This window comes from Lactobacillus kefiranofaciens (assembly GCF_014656585.1).
In the GTDB taxonomy this organism is placed as follows: Bacteria; Bacillota; Bacilli; order Lactobacillales; family Lactobacillaceae; genus Lactobacillus; species Lactobacillus kefiranofaciens.
Genome location: NZ_CP061341.1, coordinates 1,423,998 through 1,443,833 on the forward strand (window position 1 = coordinate 1,423,998; position 19,836 = coordinate 1,443,833).

Here is a 19,836-nt window from a genome sequence, read left to right on the forward strand (position 1 = left end):
CTCTTCTTTCAATTAATGAGTTATTTTAGTATACCATTCATCCAATTTTACATTAAAGCGGATTAAAGCTTCTTCTTTCTTTAATGAATCCAATTTGGTTAGCAATACTTCACTACTTGTAGCATGATCGCCATGATTTTGAAAGACTAGGATTGATTTCTGATTAAATTTATTCTTAAACATGTCATCCGGCAATTCCACAATTGCTTTAAGATAAACTTTTTTAGTCAACCATGGCATAAATTCAGCTCCGATTTTACCAGATAAGATAGCCTTAGGCACAACTAAAAACGCGTACCCATTAGGCTGTAAGTTTCTAATAATCTGTTCAATTAACAATAAATGGGCAAAAGAGTGTCCTTTTTCCGCCCTATTTTCATAATTCTTAGCATTTTCATCAACTGGATAATAACCAATCGGCAGATCACTAACGATTGCTTCTGGATTAGGACACATCCAAGGCATTAAAGCATCTTGACAATATAGGTCAATATCGATGTTATTCAGATGAGCTGCTACATCGGCTAAATTCAGCATTTCTTCATCATTATCGATTCCAACCAATTGGTAATTATCTTTTGAGTGATTCAATGCTTTTAACTGGGAAACAATCGAAAAGAGCAAGTTTCCTGTTCCAACTGCTGGATCAACCACTTCCATTTGCTCGTCTTTAAGCAATTTATGCATGAGCATTGCCACCACAGTTGAAATTGCTGGTGGCGTGGGCATTTGATTGGCATCTTGACTATCATCATTGATCGCTTTTAAGGTCAAGAAAGTAAAAACTTGGACCTTATTCTTTTGACTAATTTGATCATAATCAAGTGTCTGATATTTTTTACTTAACTGCGCAACTGTTTTCTCATCAGGTGCTCCGTTTTCTACTTTTATTTTTCCCTGTTCTAGATTATCAAAAGTCTCAACTAAAGCTTCTGTAAAGGAAACATTTAAAGCTGCCTGCAAAGTTTGCACACAATCTAAAAATTGATTAAAAATCTTCTCAAAATTTTCCATAGCGTCCCTCCATACCTTAATTATTTTATAGAAAGGCAAGATGAGGTTCAAGAAAAGTCATTTTTTCTCAGTTAAATAATTAATAATCATTAGATTATTTTGCATGTTGCTGTAATACACTTCTTGATAGAGCTTGATAAACAATAGAGTTGTAATTAGCACTAAGATGCTGCTAAGCAGCGCGCTTGCTTTTACTTTTCTTTTTCTTATTTGTCGTAATTTTTTCATCGTTATCTGGCTTTTCATCTAGTTGAAAAACTAACTCAGATTTTCCTTTCCTTTCTTCTACAACATGGATAATAATCTGATCTTTTCTTGTCTCGAATTTAGCACTTTCTACATTAAATAATAATGGCATATAGCCACCAGTAGTCTTTTGGGCTCTGAGTACTTTACTCTTTGCATAATAGGTTAAATGGTAAACTTCCTTGTTACCTTTTTTATCAACTCTAGCAAACGCCGTGTTTTTAGAATTAGCATCCTTATCAATAGGATAAACAGTCTTAGTATCTGGGGAATGCATAAAATTATTCAGCTGAACATAAGCATAGGTTAATTCATTAACATGCATGCTTTCACTCAGATTTGCTCTGCGAATACTTAAAAGCAAATTCTGCAAAATCGATAAAATTAAGATAGTGATAAATAAGGAAAAAATTGCTTCCGCTAGCGTAAAACCACTATTTTTCAATAATAAATTCTTGTTTAGCTTCCTTATCATAAATTCGGTGCTGTCCTGCCTTTTCATAAATTCGATCATGAACTACTATTTGCCGCAAATGACTACTAGTGAGGATGTGATATGCATACGCGCGATCAGTTTTCAATTCTAGACTACGACCATTTTTTTGACTCTGGACTACAGTCAAATATAAACAGCTAACTGCCACTACTGAAATGATAACTGCAACCATGCTTTCTACCATCAAGAACCCCTGCATCTTTTTCATCAGCTAATTCGCCCCCAGAGCATTTGATATTTGATTTCTTTCTTCAAACCATAACCAGCAAAGATCACAGTGCGCGGATTAGAACGACCACGGCTACTGATCACGAAGTTATCCAGACCACGAATATTAATATTACGATCAAGGTCGATTTGTTTGCCCGCCGATTGCTGGAAATTCCCACCATCTAAATTGATACAATGCCTGCTCTTAATAAACCTAACCGTAGTTGCCTCACCCTTGATCGTACTGATTCTCGATGCATGGTCTAGTGCAGCAGTTACTTCTTTAATCGTATTATCGAAAAGCAGCCTTTGCTGATATCTTGTTAGTTGTAAACTGCCTATTAATAAAATTCCGCAACAAATGCCTAAAGTAATGACGGTTTCTAGCAGAGTAAAAGCTTTTAAATTATTTGGCATCATCTTTCAAACTGGCAATAGTGATCTTTTTAGCCTCTGCCTTTTTAATTTGTTCTTCAGTTAAATATTTTTTACTTTTTAGATCTTCAAAACTGGTTGGCTCTTTGCCCTCATCGTCTTTATAGAGCTCAACCTGCGTTCTCAAAGTAGTCTTGAACGCATCATTAGTCCTATTCTCTGCTCTTCCCTTTTGTTCCAATAAATTGGGAGCAATCAACAGAATCAAAATTACAATAATGGCAATTACGACTACCATTTCAATTAAAGTAAACCCTGCTTGGCGACGATTTTTGTTTAATAAATTCAATAAATATTTTTTCACGTTTTTCTTCATTTTTTCTACATCCCTTGCATCATCGAATACATTGGCAATAACAGCTTCAAATACATCCCAATAATGCATAAACCGATTAATATAAAACAAATAGGTTGAACATTTACAACCATCTTTTCAATTTTCTCCGTTAGGTCAATAAATAAACTACGTCCTAACATTAAGCACCTTTGACTCAAACTTCTTCTGTCTGATCCAGCCTGTAACAAAATTAACAAGCTATTAGGCAAAAAGGTCTCTTGCTTAATAATCTGGGCTAAGCTTTTTCCTTCAATTAATTCGTGCCCAATTCGCTGACCTAAGGCTTGCTGTAGTGAACCTTCCTCTAGCTGCGAAGCATATTCGCACATTCTCTGCAGTGAAAAACCACTTGCTAGTAACATTCCAATATCATAAACCAATAAATAATTCACATAGAGTAAAATTACTGGTCCAATCAAAGGGTATTTGGTCAATTTTTTCAATGAAGCGTAATCCTGCTTATTCAGCAAATTCACAATTCGAGCAAAGAAATATATTCCAACAATTACTAATCCAATTAACCCTAGCATTACCACATCACCAGAATGCTCACTAGTATTGTTGAATTGAGTTGTAATAAACGACTGCATAAATACTAAAAGAATAACCATCATAATAGCTAAGACAAGCGGATATGATAATTCCGCTCGTAGTTTCTTGACCTGCTCTTGCTTTAATCGCGTCAACGTAGCCAATTGATTTAAGCATTCCGTCAAATTTCCCTGCTGCAAGGCCAAATTTACCTGTGTCACCGTTGTCATAGAAAAACCTAACTTAATTAACTCTGCACTAAAATTGGCGTCATCTTTCATTCGCTTAGCTACTTGCTCCATCAATTTTTTACGCTTAGGCCACAAGGCTGGCATTAACTCAATAGAATTAATGAGTGAAAAGCCATTAGCCAAACTATGCTTAAGATAGTCCAAAAAGGCTAGCTGTTCAGCGCTAGTTAATTTATCCTTCTTGGAACTTGCGATATATTTCTTCATCAATTTCTCCTCCTTTCCGCAATAACTGCATATTTTCTTGCCAATTAACAAATTCACCGCGAACTTCCTTAGTTAACTCTGCTTTTAATAAATCGCCAGTGGCAATATCTAGCAAGCATTTTAAGCCAACCTTACTAGGTAAAAGACGCTGATAAGACACAGCCGTTAAGCAGTTAGCCAATTCATCCGTCCTAATTCCTAACCCCTCCAAGCGTGAAATAGTCTGCAATGTGCTTTTGGCATGAACTGTTGCTAAAACTAAATGTCCACTTAAGGCCGCATCAACGGCCAAACGTGCTGTTCCTTGATCACGAATTTCTCCAATAATCAAAATATCTGGGCGATGTCTCAAAGCCGCTTTGAGTAAACTTTGATAATCGATTCCGGCTTTGTTATTGACCTGTGATTGCAAAAAAGAGGCTTCATGAACTTCAACTGGATCTTCAATTGTCATTACTACCTTGTTTTTACTAATGCTTTTAGCAACTTCATACATGGTAGTAGTCTTGCCTGAGCCAGTGGGGCCACTTGTAATAATCAGTCCTCGATAATTAACCAATTGCTTAATCTGCTCCAATTGCGTTGGTAAAAAGTACTTACTATGCTCAATACCATAAATAATACGGATAACCAATGATTCTTGATCAGAAAAATCACCTAAACTAGATAAACGCAAATAATATTCATCCTCTTCATAGAGATATATCATTGCTCCAACTTGCGGACGTCGATGTTCAGCAATATCCATTTGTGCACTATATTTGAAATAGTTAATAATTTCTTGACCTGCACTTAACGCAAAAGTTTTTTGTCGAATTGTGCCTTGACTCAACCTAAAATCAACGACTATTTTTTCTCTTTTAGGAAAGAAAAATATATCGCTAGCCTTTTGACTAATTGCTAAAGCAAGTAATTCATTGATGATTTCTTTCGTTTTCATAAAAATCCTCCTTTTTTGCCTCACACTATTTATTACGCAAAAAAGAGTCATTTTTTTCTCTTAAAAATAAAAGAATTTACAAACAGTGATAAACGTTGATCTATCGCTATTTGTAAATTAGATTTTTATTAAAATATATTACAAAAAATAACTTAGCCAAATTGCTAAGTTACTTTTGAATGATTGTTAATTAGTCTTCATCAGCTGCTGCAGTGTAAACATTTTGTACATCGTCGCTGTCTTCCAAGGCATCAACTAAGTGTTCAAATTGTTCCTTCTTATCTGCTGGAACTGGAGTGGTGTTTTGTGGAACCATAGTTAATTCAGCATCAGCAAGCTTATAGCCATCCTTAATCAAAGCATCACGAACTGCTGCCAATTGCTTAGGATCAGTGTAGATTTCATAAGCGTCATCGCTAGTTTGAAGATCATCGCCACCAGCGTCCATCACATCAAGCAAAACTTGATCTTCGTCAGCATCGGTAGTTGAACGATCAATTACGATGTAACCCTTGCGGTCGAACATGTAAGCTACTGAACCCGTAGCACCAAGTGAACCACCGTTACGAGTAAATGCAACACGAACGTCAGAAGCAGTACGATTCTTGTTGTCAGTCAATGCTTCTACAAAGACAGCAACACCACCTGGAGCGTAACCTTCGTAAGTGATTTCATCATAATGTTCCTCTGAGCCGCCTTCGGCCTTTTTGATGGCACGCTTGATGTTGTCCTTAGGCATGTTGTTAGAACGTGCCTTGTCAATTACCATACGTAATGTAGGATTCCCATCAGGATCAGGACCACCACTCTTTGCAGCCATGTAAATTTCACGAGATAACTTTTGGAAAATTTTACCTCTCTTTGCGTCTTGCGCATTCTTACGGCCTTGAATATTGTGCCATTTTGAATGTCCTGACATAAGGATCCTTCTTTCTTTTTTCTAAAAATATTAACGTTATTATCTTAACTCACGACATCTTAAAATTCAATGCTAGCTAGCACTTAAACTGACTTTTTCTGATCATGAATACTGTTTTTCACATGGATAATTATCATAACCAAAATAATAGCCGTTAAAGCGCCAGTGCTATCTAAAATCACATCATGGACACTTGGGGTTCTGTCACCAGTCAAAAATTGGTGATATTCATCAAAAGCCGCAAACGCAATTGTCGCAAACCAAGTTAGAACAGGTGCTACCCACTTAATTTTAAAAATGCGCCGCATCCCTAAATAGCCAAAACCTCCCAACAAAAAATATGAACCAAAATGCGCCATTTTACGCAAAACAAATTGGGCTAACCCCGCTCGGCTGTCAACCTGCACATTGTGAACTCGACCCCCATAAGTAAAATTCCAACCTGCTACGATATTTTCTAACCAGCCAAAATAATGATTAATTTTATTATCATGAATTTCTTGTTGTTGATAAGTCATTGAGCTTGAAATAAACAATGCAATTAACACAAATAAAGCCAATAATAAAAAAATTTTTTCTCGTTTAGTAAAATGAAACTTCTCCATTTTTAAGCTCCTTTCTCTTGTTTTTTATTTTTACTTTAACAAAAAAACGAGCCAAAATGACTCGTTTTAGAAAAATTTTAGTTTTCTTACCAACTGGCTTTTTTCACGCCTGGAAGTTGTCCTTTATGTGCCAAATCTCTCATGCACTCTCTGCAAAGACCGAATTTGCGGTATACAGAATGTGGACGACCACAGCGTTGACAACGTGTATATTCTCTAGTGCTGAATTTGCTTTTTCTTTGATTACGTACTATTTGTGAAGTTTTTGCTACGATAATATTCTCCTATCTAAGTTTTCTAATCTTTTCTGCCGTAGGCTCTGGTCTTGAAGTTAACCAAATTAATCCCAAAATAATAATTCCAATTGCGATTAATTGCGTTGTCATCTATATTCCTCCCATATATGTATTTGATTATTACTTACTTTTTACAAGCTATATTATACATACTTACATAAAATAAGTAAAATCCTTAATAAAAATAGAAAGCATTTAACACTAGTCATACTCATTTTTTACCGTTAAAATCAAAGATAGTATTAATTATAATATTAATTATAAGTGGGAGAAATTAATGCGCGAAAAATGCAAAAATAAGTCACCAGGTAATAACTTACTCATGAAAAAAACATAATTTTTATTTTTAGAGAAGGATGAGAATTACTTGGACGATTTAACTTCAACTAATAAAATGAAGACCATTACCTGGCCAATCTTGACCTTGATGGCTTTATGTACTGTTATCGGCTTAGACGATATCATGTACAACTTTCAAAACCAAGGGATGCCTGTTATCACCTCGTGGATTATCATGTGCTTGCTTTACGTAACACCATATTCATTAATGGTAGGGCAACTTGGTTCTACTTTTGATAAAGAAGGCGGCGGACTTTCATCATGGGTCCGTGGGACTGACGGTGAGTTTTTAGGTTATTTCACCGCTTGGACTTATTGGGCTGCCTCAATTCCTTACGCAGTTGACTCTGCTAACGAAATCATCGTTGACTTAGGCTGGGCCCTAACTGGAACCAAAGACTTTCAAGACAAGATTCCAACATCTTTATTTGCTATCTTAACTTTTGTAGTATTTATTGTTTTCATCATTGTCGAACACCATTTTTCCAACTCAATGGAATTTCTTTCCACTATTGGTGGCGGACTGATGATCATCATGGTTATCCTATTCGTGATCTTGGCTTTCTTTGGTTTAGTCAAATCTGGTGGTCACATGGCAACCAAGAACTTCGGTTTCCATTCAATTGTACCTGACTTCAACTTGCACTACTGGTCAACAGTCGGTATGTTAATTTATGCCATGAACGGTTGTGAATTGGTTGCACCATACGTAACCAAGATGAAGAAACCTAAAACTGATTTTCCTAAAGCTATGATTGCTTTAGCTGTAATGACCGCATTTTTAACCATCTTAGGTTCATTTGCTTTAGGTATCTACTTCGATGCCAACCACATTCCAAACGATTTAAAGATGAATGGTGCCTATTACCTCTTTGACATGCTAGGCAAGCAATTTGGAATCGGACACTTCTTGCTTTACTTCTGGGCTTGGACATCACTCTTCTTCAACTGTGCTTTGGTTGCCGTCTTGCTTGATGCGATGACCAGAATGTTAATTTCTGACACCGGCGATAAGTACATGCCTAAGTTTTTACGCAAAAAGGATAAGAATGGCTTACCAATTAATGGTTATATCTTAACTGTTGCCCTTTCATCATTCATTATGATTTTAGGTATTTTCTTACCTGACATGAATGATATCTTTAACTGGTTACTGAATCTTAACTCAATTATTTCCCCAGGTGTTACCTGCTGGATCTTCTATTCATTCATGCGGGTTAGAAAGAATGCCAAGAAGTATCCATCAAAATATGTTTACATTAAAAACGATAAGGCTGCCTGGTTGGTCGGTCTTGCACTTTTAATTGTGACCGCTGTCGCAACGATCCTTGGCTTTGCTCCGCAAGATGTCAAGCAAGGAACAGGTCTTTGGTGGTACGAATTAATCATTAACATCGTTGCCGTAGTCGTTTTAATCGGACTGGGCGCAATCTTGCCAGGTATCAGACGCCGTGAAGTTGAATACGGTATTGCTTTTGACAAAACACAATGGATTTGGATGGGTATCTTAATTATTGGTTCAATTATTTTAGACATTTGGCTAGGTTCAACCAAGATTCCAATGAGAATTGCAATGATCGTTATCGAAGCTGTAATAGCTTTAATACTTACTTGGCTTGTTAGTCGCAGAAAACCTGCTACTATTGCTAAATAGACAGACATTAAACTCAACAAAAGAGGGACAAAATTCGTCCCTCTTTTCTTATACATATTTTTGCAAAAATTTCTTCACGCGTTTTCGGTATTCTTTCGGATAAGTTTCAAATGATCGTGCATGCCCTGCTTTCTTAGCAATCCAGCTTTCTTTCGGACCATTTGCGGATTGATAATTTTGTTTGATCATTCTAGTTGGAACAAAGTTATCTTTGCCGCCATGAATAAACAACATTGGTTTATCATTTTTCTTCACGGAATTAACCGCTGACGCGTCCCCTGAATAAAAGCCTAAATTTGCTTTACTCAATCCACTAAGCAAATTAACTGCCATTGTAGCCACCGGTCCAGGTAAATGATATAAATCTTGCGCTTCATGTAAAAACTCTGATTTTATATCGGTATAACCACAATCCTCAATATATGCCTTAACTTGGCTGGGCATCTTTATACCACTAGTCATCATCGCCGTGGCACCACCCATGCTGACACCAAAAATAACTATTTTTTGGTTCTTGCCTTCTTTAGCGACATCTTTTTTAACCCATTTACGCACATCATATTTTTCCGGCCAGCCATAGCCGATGTACTTCCCCTGGCTTTGTCCATGAGCTCGCGCATCTGGCATTAAAACATTGTAGCCTAGCTGATGAAACATCGCTGCATAGGGACCCATCGAATCTTTATTATTGGTAAATCCATGCAATAAAATTGCTGTTTTGGTTGATTTCCCATTGGGAATATAATTTGCATCTAGACGGTAATTACAAGTAGCTGATTTAAGATACCACTTTTGTTTATTAGCATTAGCATACCACTTCTTCTGCTGAGCTAATGGGTCTTTTTTAGTATGATGCGAATACTTATTCAAGACGCTTTTTTCTCCAGGTACAAAAGCCTCATTAAAGAAATATGCTTCACCAGCTCCAATTATTGCCAAAAAGACGACCACGACTATCCCAAATATTAGCCAAACTTTTCTGTATTTCTTTTTATTCCTATTCAAAATGTCAACTCCTATATATAATTATTTAGAATTAATTATACGCTTTTAATTTTCATATGATATATTAACATTTCTATAGTGTTCTTTTTTGATATCAAAAAAAGCGATGAACTTACCCTGTTCATCGTTCTTTATTACTATTTAGTTTTTACGCTTATGCCAAATCTTCACCGTTCGAAGCAATTACTTTCTTGTACCAGTAATATGAATCTTTCGGCATTCTCTTAAGTGTGCCCTTGCCTTCATCATCACGGTCAACATAGATAAAGCCATAACGCTTAGACATTTGGCCAGTCCCGGCAGAAACTTCATCGATACAGCCCCAAGTAGTGTAAGCACGAACGTCTACACCATTCTCAATAGCACGATTCATTGCCTCAATGTGCATTCTGAGGTAATCAATTCTGTAATCGTCATGAATCTTGCCATCGGCACCAATCTTATCAACAGCACCCAGTCCATTTTCAACTACCATTAATGGCAAATCATAACGGTCATACATGACTTCAAGGTAATATTGCAAGCCATCTGGATCAGTTGCCCAGCCCCATTCAGAATACTTAAGATATGGGTTCTTGGCACCAGCTGCAAAGTTGCCACCGACCTTGTCTTTTACTTCATGTGTAGTAACTACGTTGGACATGTAGTAAGAGAAGGTGTACATGTCAACTTTGCCTTCAAGCATGTCTTTCTTATCTTGTTCGGTAATATCAAGATGCACATTGTGTTCCTTCCAAAGACGCTTAGCAAAGGTTGGATATTTACCCTTGCATTGTGCATCCCCACAGTAAAAGATATTTTGTTCCCACATGTGGCGGTTTAATAAAATATCCTTCGGATCTGGCGTAAGTGGATAGTCAACAATCCCACAAATCATGTTGCCGACAACATAGTTAGGATCAATTTCATGAGCTAATTTTACTGCACGAGCACTAGCAACGAATTGATAGTGCAGCTTTTGATAAGCATGTTGGTAAGCTGCATCATCAGTTACATTATTGCCAAATGCACTAAGCATCAGTAAAGTTGAATTAATTTCATTGAAAGTCAACCAGTACTTTACTAAGCCCTTGTATTCTTCAAATAATGCTTTAGCATACTTAACATACATATCAATCATTTCACGATCGCCCCAGTCATGATACTTTTCACTGAGGTAAAGTGGATCTTCATAGTGAGAAATCGTAACTAATGGTTCGATATTATACTTTTTGCATTCTTCGAAGACTCCCCGATAAAAGTCAAGTCCTGCTTGATTTGGCTTTTCTTCATCCTCCTTAGGGAAAATTCTAGTCCAGGCAATTGAAAGACGGAAAGTCTTAAACCCCATGTCGGCAAACATTTTAATATCTTCTTTGTAGTGGTGGTAGAAATCGATCGCTACATGGTTAGGATAGTATGAATTAGGATCAATTGTACCAACGGCACCTTCAGGTAAGCCTTGACCTGGAGCACTAGCTGATTTTTCTAACCTACCATTCAACTTATAAGTAAGCATTCTTGGTGCCTTAAGACTACCAGCAGTCATAATATCTGTTACTGATAAGCCCTTACCATCAACATCATAAGCACCTTCGATTTGATTAGCAGCAGTAGCGCCGCCCCATAAAAAGTTCTTTGGAAATATCATTTTTAATCTCTTTTCTATTTTTATCTTTTATAATATTTATCTTAGCTGAAAGCGATTACTTTTGTAAAGCTCATTAATTTAACTGAACTTGACCATTAACCGTAGTAACATTTTGCTTTTCTGGAGCGATTAAGCTTAAAACTTTTTGACCAGCCTTAACTTCACCAGTAGCAATTTGCTTAATATCCTCATAATCTTTTGAATTGGTAATGACAATTGGCGTAGTTACCGAATAGCCTGCCTTCTTAATCGCATCAATATTGAACTTCACTAATTCATCTCCAGCTTTGACTGCTTGATCTTTTTTAACCAAAGTTTTAAAGCCTTTGCCTTGCAAATTAACTGTATCCATACCAATGTGCATCAACACTTCTGCACCATCATTGGTTTTCATACCAATAGCATGACCGGTCTTAAAGGTCATAATAATTTTACCGTCGGCTGGTGCATGAAGGATTCCAGTACTTGGTTCAATTGCGATCCCTTTACCCATTGCACCGCTTGAAAAGACATCATCTTTTACTTCAGAAAGTGGCATTGCCACACCATCTTCTGGACTTACTAAACTAGTAGTTGCAACTTGTGGAGTTACATTTAAAGCAGCACGTTCTTCTGCTTTCTTAGATTGTTTTTCATTGTATTCTGCATCAACTGACTTCTTACCAAAGAGCATTTGAAGAGCAAAACCAACGATAAAGGCAACAACACCAGCAATTATTACACCGATAATTGGAGTCATTGAACCACCTTTAGGATTTACAAATGCTGGAATAGCAAAGAATCCCATTGAAGGTAAAATATAAATTACAGCGTGAAAACCACCAATGATTGCACCAGAAATGGCACCACCGATACAACTTAAAATAAATGGAGTTTTTCTTGGTAAAGTAACACCATAAATAGCTGGCTCAGTTACACCAAAGATACCTGAGAAGAAGGCACCGATGGCTGTGTCCTTTAATTTCTTGTCCTTAGTTTGTTTAATAATAGCTAAGACAACACCAACTTGTGCATAACATACCATTAAAGTTAAAGCTAAAATAGGATCATATCCTAAAGCTGACATATCTGCTGTGGCAACAGCAACGATTGATTCCCCAATGAACACCGAAGATAACAAGCACTTGCCAAAGTGCACCAACAATAAGACCAGCAACAATTGGACTAAAATTGTAAACACTTTGCATTACAGCACCAATCGCATCACCAACCCAGGTCATTACGGGCCCAATTACGATGAAAGCAACTGGTAAAGCAATAATCATAGTCACTACTGGGACTAAGAACATTTGAACCACAGTTGGAATCCACTTTTTAGCCCAATGCTCAATAATTGAAGCAAACCAAACTGTAAAGATGACGGGCAACACAGTTGAAGTATAATTCATTGTGACTACTGGAATACCAAAGAAAGTAGTATGAATTTCAGAAGCAAATGGAGTGCCACTAAACAAAGTTCCTAATACTGTCTTGCTTGAAGCTAAAGCCACCATAGTTGGATAGGTCAAAACAGCACCGATAGCGAGACCAATAAACTGGTTCATATGGAATCTACGAGCTGATGTAACACCCAAGAAAATTGGTAGGAAATAGAAAATACTATCACCAATGGCATAAAGAATTTGATAAGCACCCGAAGTCTTAGAGAGCCAGCCCATTGCAGCTACTGAAACAACTAAACCTTTAATAATACCGCCAGCACTTAGTGGTGCAAGGATATCAGTAAAGATCCCTGAAATTAAGGCAACCGCTTTGTCAACGAAACTAGAATTGTCATCTTCACCATAATCATCTGGCACTTGACCGCCACCAGAGAAGCCACCTTCTTTTAAGACAGCATCATAAACATCAGCAACTTCATTACCAATGACAACTTGGTATTGACCACCGGCCTTAACTACCGTTACAACGCCATCTGTATCCTTTAATGCATCATCATCTGCCTTTTTCTCATCCTTTAACTTAAAACGCAAGCGCGTTGCACAGTGGATAACACTATTAACATTATCCTTGCCACCAACATCTTGAATGATGGTCTTGGCTAATTGATCATAATTCTTAGCCATTGCTTTTTCCTCCTCAAAATAAAAACCCAAGCTACTCAAAAACTAGAGAGCACCATGCTCTGCGTCTTTCAGTAACTCGGGTTCATGCCTAATTCTCTTAGTAACATACCTAAGTAACTTAGATATTCTATTGTCTCGATGTTACCCTAAAAATGTGCAACACCAAGTAAAATTTGTCGTCTGAATCTAACGTCCAGCCCATTTTTGAATGTAAGTAAGTTGCGATCCGCTCCGCTGTTTCATAAGCTTTATTATACTTAATCTTAGTAAAAGACAATAAAGATGGATCAAGTTGGGGATTCTTTTTCTTATCTTTACGCAATAGTCGCACTAACAAAATACGTAAATGAGTAATAAAACGACTATAGCTGAAAGAAGTGGTATCGATTGTGATTTGATATTGAAATTGAATGATATTAATAATTCCACTAATCAACTTAGTAATCTGCATTGTCTCTTGAACCTGCGCATCATCAGAAGCGGCATTCACCAAATGGTAAGTCATAAAAGTTGTCTCACTTTTTGGCAACTTAATGCCCAATTCTGCATTGATTAACGTGATTACTTTAGCGGCAACTGCATATTCTTTTGGAAAAAGATTTTTTACTTCCCATTCATTATTAGCGGGATCAATATCAATATTGTCATTGATTCTAGTTACAGCAAAATCAATATGATCAGCTAGTGCTAAAAACTGGTAATCAGTGAATTTAGTTTGTAAAAGTGGTTCAACCATTTCGATTACTTTATTGGTAATATCAATTGTCTGTGGTCGAAATTCTTTTACTTGCTTAACTTCATTCGAATTCTCTGTTGTTACAAAGCGGCGTTCAATCTTTGATTCATCGATCTCTTGACCTTTTTTAAACCAAAGCCAACGCCCTTGCCAAGCACAATCTCCTCTTTACCATCATCATCCTTTACTAATGCGGCACTATTATTAAATGTCTTAAGAAATATCATCACGGAATCACCTTTTAATTCATCTGAGCTATCAAAAAAGCTACTACGAATAAATTATACACTAACAAAGCATATAAACAAAGCATATAAAATTATCACGCAGTAGCTAAGACCTGATCGAATCAGTAATCCGCTCACTTACAGTTAATATAATAGCAATTCATGTAAGCGGTGTCAATAGACTTTTATAAAAAAGTTGCTTTAAAATATAATTAACGATTAATAACGAGGTACAAATCAATGAAATTTATTCTAGCTCCTGATTCATTTAAAGAAAGCATGACGGCTAAAGAAGTTTGCCAAGCTATGGAAAAAGGCATTAAAAAAGTGATGCCTCAGGCAAATATCGTTTCCATCCCCATGGCAGACGGCGGTGAAGGTACCACTGATTCCTTAATCGATGCAACGCATGGCAAAAAAATTCACGTTACTGTTACTGGACCACTAGGAGAAAGGGTTAAAGCTTACTATGGCATCTTAGGCAATGGACAAACAGCAATTATTGAAATGGCACAAGCAAGTGGTCTCGCCTATGTTCCTCAAGAAAAAAGAACGCCAGAAACGATTAAGAAAACTACAACTTTTGGTACTGGTGAATTGATTAATAACGCCCTAAAACATGGCGTTAAACGAGTGATCATTGGCCTAGGTGGAAGCAGTACCAACGATGGTGGCAGTGGAATGGCACAAGCCATTGGCGTTAAATTCTTTAACAAGGATAATCAGGAAATAACTGCTAAATTAGGTGGTGGAATTTTAAAACAAATTGCCCGCATCAATTTGTCTCATCTTAATCCCCAAATCAAAAAGACTGAATTTTCATTGGCAAGCGATGTTACTAATCCCTTACTAGGATCAAATGGCGCTTCAAGCGTATTTGGACCACAAAAAGGTGCAGATCAAAACACTATACAAGAATTAGATCAGAATCTTCGTCACTATGCTCAAATCATCAAACAAACTATTGGCAAAGATGTTGCCAATATTCCAGGTAGCGGCGCGGCTGGTGGATTAGGCACCGGCTTACTTACTTTTACTAACGCTACAATTTATCCTGGTGTCAAGTTAGTCGCTCATGAAGTTCATCTTGAAGAACAATTAAAAAATGCCGACTATGTTTTCACCGGTGAAGGCGGCACGGATTTTCAAACTAAATTTGGCAAAACGCCTTATGGTGTAGCCCAAATTGCTCAAAAATACGATATTCCCGTTATTTCATTAGCTGGATATTTAGGCAAAGGATTAGATCAATTATATAGCCAAGGCTTCACTGCCATTTTTGGTATCTTGGCTAAGGCCGAAAACATCGATGAGGCTTTAAAAGATGGTCCCCAAAACATAACTAGAACTACAGAAAATATCGTTCGTTTAATCGTAAAGAAATAAGATGAGCATTTCTACTCATCTTTTTCTTTAGCTAATTTATCTACCAGTGCCTCACAGCCACGGTAAATTTCTCGATAGGCAGTATCAAAATCATTCGTATACCAAGGATCATCGATATCATCATAGGAGCCGGCAAATTCTAACAATTTATGTTCCTTACGATCTGGATCACCACCACTAATTCGATTCATATCTGCAAAATTCTCTTCATCCATACAAATCAAATATTCGTATTTCTGATAATCACCTGCAGTCATTTGACTTGCGCGATGCCCGTGATCAAATGGCATATTATTCTTTTCCATTTCTCGCTGTGCCCGTGAATCAATTCCATATCCAAGTGCATCCTGCGTCGTTGCCTTAGATTCGGCTACGTACCGATCACTTAACCCTTTTTGTTCAATTAAGTGCTGCATAATCGCCTCTGCCATGGGCGAACGACAAATATTACCATGACAAACAAATAAAATCTTTTTCATTGCTTTATTCCTTTCGTTAATTTCAATAAGATTGGCCAGATAATAACTGCTAACACACCTATTGCTAAGCCAGCCCAAATACCTTGTGACAGAGTGACAACGATTCCACTATAAACCTGCGTTTGCAATGTCGTCATCATTTCATTTGCGGCATACCATAATGCGACAAACGACCCCAAACTAGCAAGCACCAGAGGAACTGCCGCAGAACTACGGCCCAAAGCAATCAAAATTATTGCTAATAAAAAGAGCAAAATTACTATAAAAATGGAATATTTATAAATAGTGATTGCATGATCAACATCTGCTGCTCTTTCTTTCAATTTATTATTAACTTGTTTTACTAAATACTCGTTAATAATTTCTTCTAACTTGCTCTTACTGCTTAAGTTTAAATCATTAACCGTTAATTTTCCTTGTTTATCATACTTTTCACATAAACGATATAAATCAGCATATGACATATCTATTTGATATTTTTTCGGCAACTGCTTAAGTAGCGTTTCCTCTAACCCAGATGTCTCTAGAAACTGTATCCCTGCCTTTAAATTAGGATTATCCGAATCTTCTACTACTCGATCAATTACAGCTCGTCCCATTGCATGCGTGTCATTGATTTTAAGACTAATCACGCTAGTCAGCAATAGATAAGCGGAAATAAAAGCACAGATAATCATGACTACTCGTAAAACAATGGTTTTAATATATTTCATTAAACTTCACTTCTAATTAAAAATAAATTTATTAATTGCAACAGCAATTCCGGCTTCGTCATTGGACCTAGTTACATAATCTGCTTTTTCCTTGATCTCACTAATGGCGTTTCCCATTGCAATCTTCTTGAATTCAGGTATTTCAAACATAGACAGATCATTGCCTTGATCACCAAAGACCATAACCTCGCTATCTTTTATTCCTAATTTTTGTGCTAATTGATGGACGCCTTTTCCCTTAGAAGCCTCGCGCTTATTAATTTCCCAAATTAGCGGATCACTACGAGCAACATTATAATTTTCAAGCCAAGCAGGAAAATTCTTGCCCATTTTGTCCAACTTGCCTTCAGGACCGGTATACTCAGCTTTAATGAAATGAAAATCTGTCGGTACTTCGTCAAAATCCTTAATCACGAAAGGTGCGCCACTAAGAAACGACATTTTCGCCATCTTTAGTGACAATTTCCGGTCTAACGTCCAATAATCATGTTCCTTCATAAAGTGCAAATTAACACCAGGATTTTGTTTCTCAAGTTTAACAAACTTTTTAAATTCCTCATAATCAAATTGATGACTAATTAAAACATTGCCAATAAACGACTGAACTAAGCCACCATTATATAAAACAGCATAATTATGATCACCAGTTATCCCTAATTCCTGCATATAAGGAATTACACCAGGAAGCGGTCGTCCTGAAGCTGGCACAACTTTAATCCCAGCTTGATCAGCCTTTTGCAAAATTTCCTTAGTTTCTGCTCCAATTTGATTATCTGACTGAAGCAAAGTACCATCTAAATCTACTGCGATTAGTTTAATCATTTTTATTCCTTACAATACAAATTTTTTAAGTGCCTTAGCAATGCCGTTATGATCATTATCATCAGTCACATAATCTGATTTTTCCTTAATCTTGCTAATAGCATTACCCATCGCAATTTTCTTAAATTCTGGATTAGAAAACATTGAAATATCATTGCCTTGATCGCCGAAGACCATTACGTCTTTTTGAGCAATTTTTAGACGGGATGCTAAATTCATCAAAGCATTGCCTTTAGAAGCGCCTAATGCATTCAATTCAATAATACTATCCCAACTACGAACAATATCATAACTGTCAAAAGCCCAAGATGGCAATGAATTCCAAAGTTTTTCAACTTGATCACTGCCTTCAATTGAAGTAAAACCAACTTTATTAAAAGTAAAATCTTGTGGGATATCTTTACGATCTCTAACCTTTATAATGTTATTGGTTGAAGCGGCATTAATTTGCATTTGAATTGATAAATCATGATCACAAGTCACAAAGCATTTAGTTGTTTCAAAATGAACATTTACATGACTTAAACGCTGAAATCGCAGCATATTGTTGAAGTCTTGATAATTTAATTCTTGACTCATCAATACGCGGCCACCAATAGTTTGCACAACTGCTCCATTAAAAACAATTGCATATTGATCATCTTTATCAAGCCCCAATTGCTGTGCATAGGATAATACTCCCGACAGCGGTCTACCACTAGCTAGAACTACCTTAATGCCATTCTCTGTAGCGATACGCAACATTCTTTGCGTTTCAGGTAAAATTGTACTACTACTAGATAATAAAGTACCATCCAAATCAACTGCAATTAATTTAATTGCCATCTTCAACATCCCCTTTAATAAGCAAAAATTTAAAAGCTATTTTTAATTATACAAAAAGCCGTGAGTCAACTCACGACTTTTACTTATCAATATTTAATATTTAGTTGCCCATTTCTTGCTTAACAACCTTAACGATGCGGTCTACATAAGCATCAGTTTCTTCTTGAGTTGGGCCTTCAGCCATTACTCTTAAGAGAGCTTGAGTACCTGATGGACGTACAAGCACACGACCGTTGCCAGCCATATCCTTTTCAACTTCATCGATCACATCAAGGATTGGTTGGTGCTGCTTCCAGCTCTTCTTATCAGCAACTGGTACGTTAACCAAGCATTGTGGGTAATCCTTAAAGTCCTTCAAAAGTTCACTAAGTGACTTGCCAGTCTTCTTCATTACTAACATTAAGTGGAGACCTGTAAGCATACCGTCACCAGTGTTGTGGTAGTCACTCATGATAACGTGACCTGATTGTTCACCACCAAGGTTGTAACCATGTGCACGCATTTCTTCATAAACGTAACGGTCACCAACTTGAGTACGAACGTTCTTAAGACCTTCTTTTTCAAGAGCCTTAGTGAAGCCAAGATTACTCATTACAGTAGTAACAATCGTATCCTTCTTAAGACGACCATGTTCTGCCAAGTATGAACCAATGACGTACATAATGTGATCACCATCGACTTCATTACCGTTTTCATCAACGGCAATGCAACGGTCTGCATCCCCATCGAAGGCCAAGCCAAGTTGTGCGCCTTGCTTAACAACTTCTTTTTGCAAATTTTCAGTATGAGTAGCACCACAATGATCGTTAATGTTCAAGCCATCTGGATGCGTGTAGATAGTAGTGAAGTCAACGCCACAATCAGCGAATAATCTTGAAATAAGAGCACTTGAAGCACCGTTAGCACCATCGATAACGACCTTGATGCCATCCAAGTCTTCTGGAATAGTATTTTCAATAAATTGTAAGTACTTAGCTGAGCCTTCGTGGAAGTCAGTTACAGTACCTAAACCCTTAGCTGAAGGACGTGGTAAGGTATCTTCTTTAGCGTCGATTAACTTTTCAATTTCGCCTTCCATTTCATCTGAAAGCTTCAGACCGTCACTACCAAAGAATTTAATACCGTTATCTTCAACTGGATTGTGTGAAGCTGAAATTTGTACACCAGCATCGGCACCTTGGGCACGAACTAAGTATGAAAGACCTGGGGTAGTAATCACACCAACTTCAAGTACTTCGATCCCCACTGATAGAAGACCTGAGATCAGTGCATATTCAAGCATTTGACCTGAAATACGAGTATCACGTGATACTAAAACCTTGGCTTGTTTGCCGTCTTTCTTATTCTTAGTTAAGACATAACCACCATCACGACCTAATTTAAAAGCCATTCCTGGAGTTAAGCCTTGATTGGCTACGCCACGAACACCATCAGTTCCGAAATATTTTAACATTTATTAAACAACCT

General features: G+C 37.0%; 19 protein-coding genes and 2 pseudogenes. 2 read left to right on the forward strand and 19 right to left on the reverse strand.

Annotated elements, in window-relative coordinates:
- Window positions 1–12: 12 nt before the first annotated feature.
- The 10 genes from ICI50_RS07055 to ICI50_RS07100 all read right to left on the reverse strand — a co-directional run bounded on the left by ICI50_RS07055 (window position 13) and on the right by ICI50_RS07100 (window position 6,466).
- Window positions 13–1,014, reverse strand: coding sequence for a class I SAM-dependent methyltransferase (locus tag ICI50_RS07055; RefSeq protein ID WP_013854403.1), 1,002 nt, complete (start codon window positions 1,012–1,014; stop codon window positions 13–15).
- 172 nt (window positions 1,015–1,186) lie between these two features.
- Entirely contained in the window at window positions 1,187–1,705 is a 519-nt protein-coding gene (locus ICI50_RS07060) for a ComGF family competence protein (RefSeq protein WP_013854404.1), read from the reverse strand.
- Entirely contained in the window at window positions 1,695–1,964 is a 270-nt protein-coding gene (locus tag ICI50_RS07065) for a hypothetical protein (RefSeq protein WP_013854405.1), read from the reverse strand. Before ICI50_RS07065 ends, ICI50_RS07060 begins: the two co-directional genes overlap by 11 nt.
- Entirely contained in the window at window positions 1,964–2,383 is a 420-nt protein-coding gene (locus ICI50_RS07070) for a hypothetical protein (protein ID WP_013854406.1), read from the reverse strand. Before ICI50_RS07070 ends, ICI50_RS07065 begins: the two co-directional genes overlap by 1 nt.
- On the reverse strand, window positions 2,373–2,717 hold the full coding sequence (gene comGC, locus ICI50_RS07075) for a competence type IV pilus major pilin ComGC (protein WP_013854407.1): 345 nt from the start codon (window positions 2,715–2,717) through the stop codon (window positions 2,373–2,375). The genes ICI50_RS07070 and comGC overlap by 11 nt, the downstream gene beginning before the upstream one ends.
- 5 nt (window positions 2,718–2,722) lie before the next feature.
- The gene (locus ICI50_RS07080) at window positions 2,723–3,727 is read right to left on the reverse strand and encodes a type II secretion system F family protein (protein ID WP_013854408.1); all 1,005 of its coding nucleotides are present in this window, start codon (window positions 3,725–3,727) and stop codon (window positions 2,723–2,725) included.
- Window positions 3,693–4,667, reverse strand: coding sequence for a competence type IV pilus ATPase ComGA (comGA, locus tag ICI50_RS07085; RefSeq protein ID WP_013854409.1), 975 nt, complete (start codon window positions 4,665–4,667; stop codon window positions 3,693–3,695). Before comGA ends, ICI50_RS07080 begins: the two co-directional genes overlap by 35 nt.
- A gap of 190 nt (window positions 4,668–4,857) precedes the next feature.
- On the reverse strand, window positions 4,858–5,586 hold the full coding sequence (locus ICI50_RS07090; protein ID WP_013854410.1) for a YebC/PmpR family DNA-binding transcriptional regulator: 729 nt from the start codon (window positions 5,584–5,586) through the stop codon (window positions 4,858–4,860).
- 83 nt (window positions 5,587–5,669) lie between these two features.
- Window positions 5,670–6,191 carry a VanZ family protein gene (locus ICI50_RS07095; protein WP_013854411.1) on the reverse strand — a complete coding sequence of 174 codons (522 nt, stop codon included), beginning with the start codon at window positions 6,189–6,191 and terminating at the stop codon, window positions 5,670–5,672.
- A gap of 86 nt (window positions 6,192–6,277) precedes the next feature.
- Entirely contained in the window at window positions 6,278–6,466 is a 189-nt protein-coding gene (locus ICI50_RS07100) for a type Z 30S ribosomal protein S14 (protein ID WP_074484237.1), read from the reverse strand.
- 388 nt (window positions 6,467–6,854) lie between these two features.
- On the opposite strand from ICI50_RS07100, the gene ICI50_RS07105 reads away from it, so the two are divergent.
- Window positions 6,855–8,480, forward strand: coding sequence for an APC family permease (locus ICI50_RS07105; RefSeq protein ID WP_188891400.1), 1,626 nt, complete (start codon window positions 6,855–6,857; stop codon window positions 8,478–8,480).
- Between the two features lie 48 nt (window positions 8,481–8,528).
- On the opposite strand, the gene ICI50_RS07110 is transcribed toward ICI50_RS07105, so the two are convergent.
- The 4 genes and pseudogenes from ICI50_RS07110 to ICI50_RS07125 form a co-directional block, all read right to left on the reverse strand.
- Entirely contained in the window at window positions 8,529–9,485 is a 957-nt protein-coding gene (locus ICI50_RS07110; RefSeq protein ID WP_188891401.1) for an alpha/beta hydrolase, read from the reverse strand.
- A 154-nt stretch (window positions 9,486–9,639) separates the two neighbouring features.
- The gene (locus tag ICI50_RS07115) at window positions 9,640–11,115 is read right to left on the reverse strand and encodes a glycoside hydrolase family 1 protein (protein WP_188891403.1); all 1,476 of its coding nucleotides are present in this window, start codon (window positions 11,113–11,115) and stop codon (window positions 9,640–9,642) included.
- Window positions 11,116–11,188: 73 nt separating this feature from the next.
- Window positions 11,189–13,181: pseudogene (locus ICI50_RS07120) on the reverse strand (beta-glucoside-specific PTS transporter subunit IIABC).
- A gap of 127 nt (window positions 13,182–13,308) precedes the next feature.
- Window positions 13,309–14,144: pseudogene (locus ICI50_RS07125) on the reverse strand (PRD domain-containing protein).
- A 240-nt stretch (window positions 14,145–14,384) separates the two neighbouring features.
- Here ICI50_RS07125 and ICI50_RS07130 point away from each other — a divergent pair.
- A complete protein-coding gene (locus ICI50_RS07130; protein WP_013854416.1) occupies window positions 14,385–15,530 on the forward strand; it encodes a glycerate kinase family protein in 1,146 nt (381 codons plus the stop codon).
- Between the two features lie 11 nt (window positions 15,531–15,541).
- On the opposite strand, the gene ICI50_RS07135 is transcribed toward ICI50_RS07130, so the two are convergent.
- The 5 genes from ICI50_RS07135 to glmM all read right to left on the reverse strand — a co-directional run bounded on the left by ICI50_RS07135 (window position 15,542) and on the right by glmM (window position 19,822).
- Complete coding sequence (locus ICI50_RS07135; protein ID WP_013854417.1) at window positions 15,542–16,009, reverse strand: low molecular weight protein-tyrosine-phosphatase; 468 nt, start codon at window positions 16,007–16,009, stop codon at window positions 15,542–15,544.
- Window positions 16,006–16,722 carry a hypothetical protein gene (locus tag ICI50_RS07140; protein WP_013854418.1) on the reverse strand — a complete coding sequence of 239 codons (717 nt, stop codon included), beginning with the start codon at window positions 16,720–16,722 and terminating at the stop codon, window positions 16,006–16,008. Before ICI50_RS07140 ends, ICI50_RS07135 begins: the two co-directional genes overlap by 4 nt.
- A 12-nt stretch (window positions 16,723–16,734) precedes the next feature.
- Window positions 16,735–17,544, reverse strand: a complete 810-nt coding sequence (locus ICI50_RS07145) for a Cof-type HAD-IIB family hydrolase (RefSeq protein WP_013854419.1) — start codon at window positions 17,542–17,544, stop codon at window positions 16,735–16,737.
- Window positions 17,545–17,553: 9 nt separating this feature from the next.
- Window positions 17,554–18,369 carry a Cof-type HAD-IIB family hydrolase gene (locus ICI50_RS07150; protein ID WP_013854420.1) on the reverse strand — a complete coding sequence of 272 codons (816 nt, stop codon included), beginning with the start codon at window positions 18,367–18,369 and terminating at the stop codon, window positions 17,554–17,556.
- A gap of 100 nt (window positions 18,370–18,469) precedes the next feature.
- Complete coding sequence (gene glmM / locus ICI50_RS07155; RefSeq protein ID WP_013854421.1) at window positions 18,470–19,822, reverse strand: phosphoglucosamine mutase; 1,353 nt, start codon at window positions 19,820–19,822, stop codon at window positions 18,470–18,472.
- Window positions 19,823–19,836: the final 14 nt, after the last annotated feature.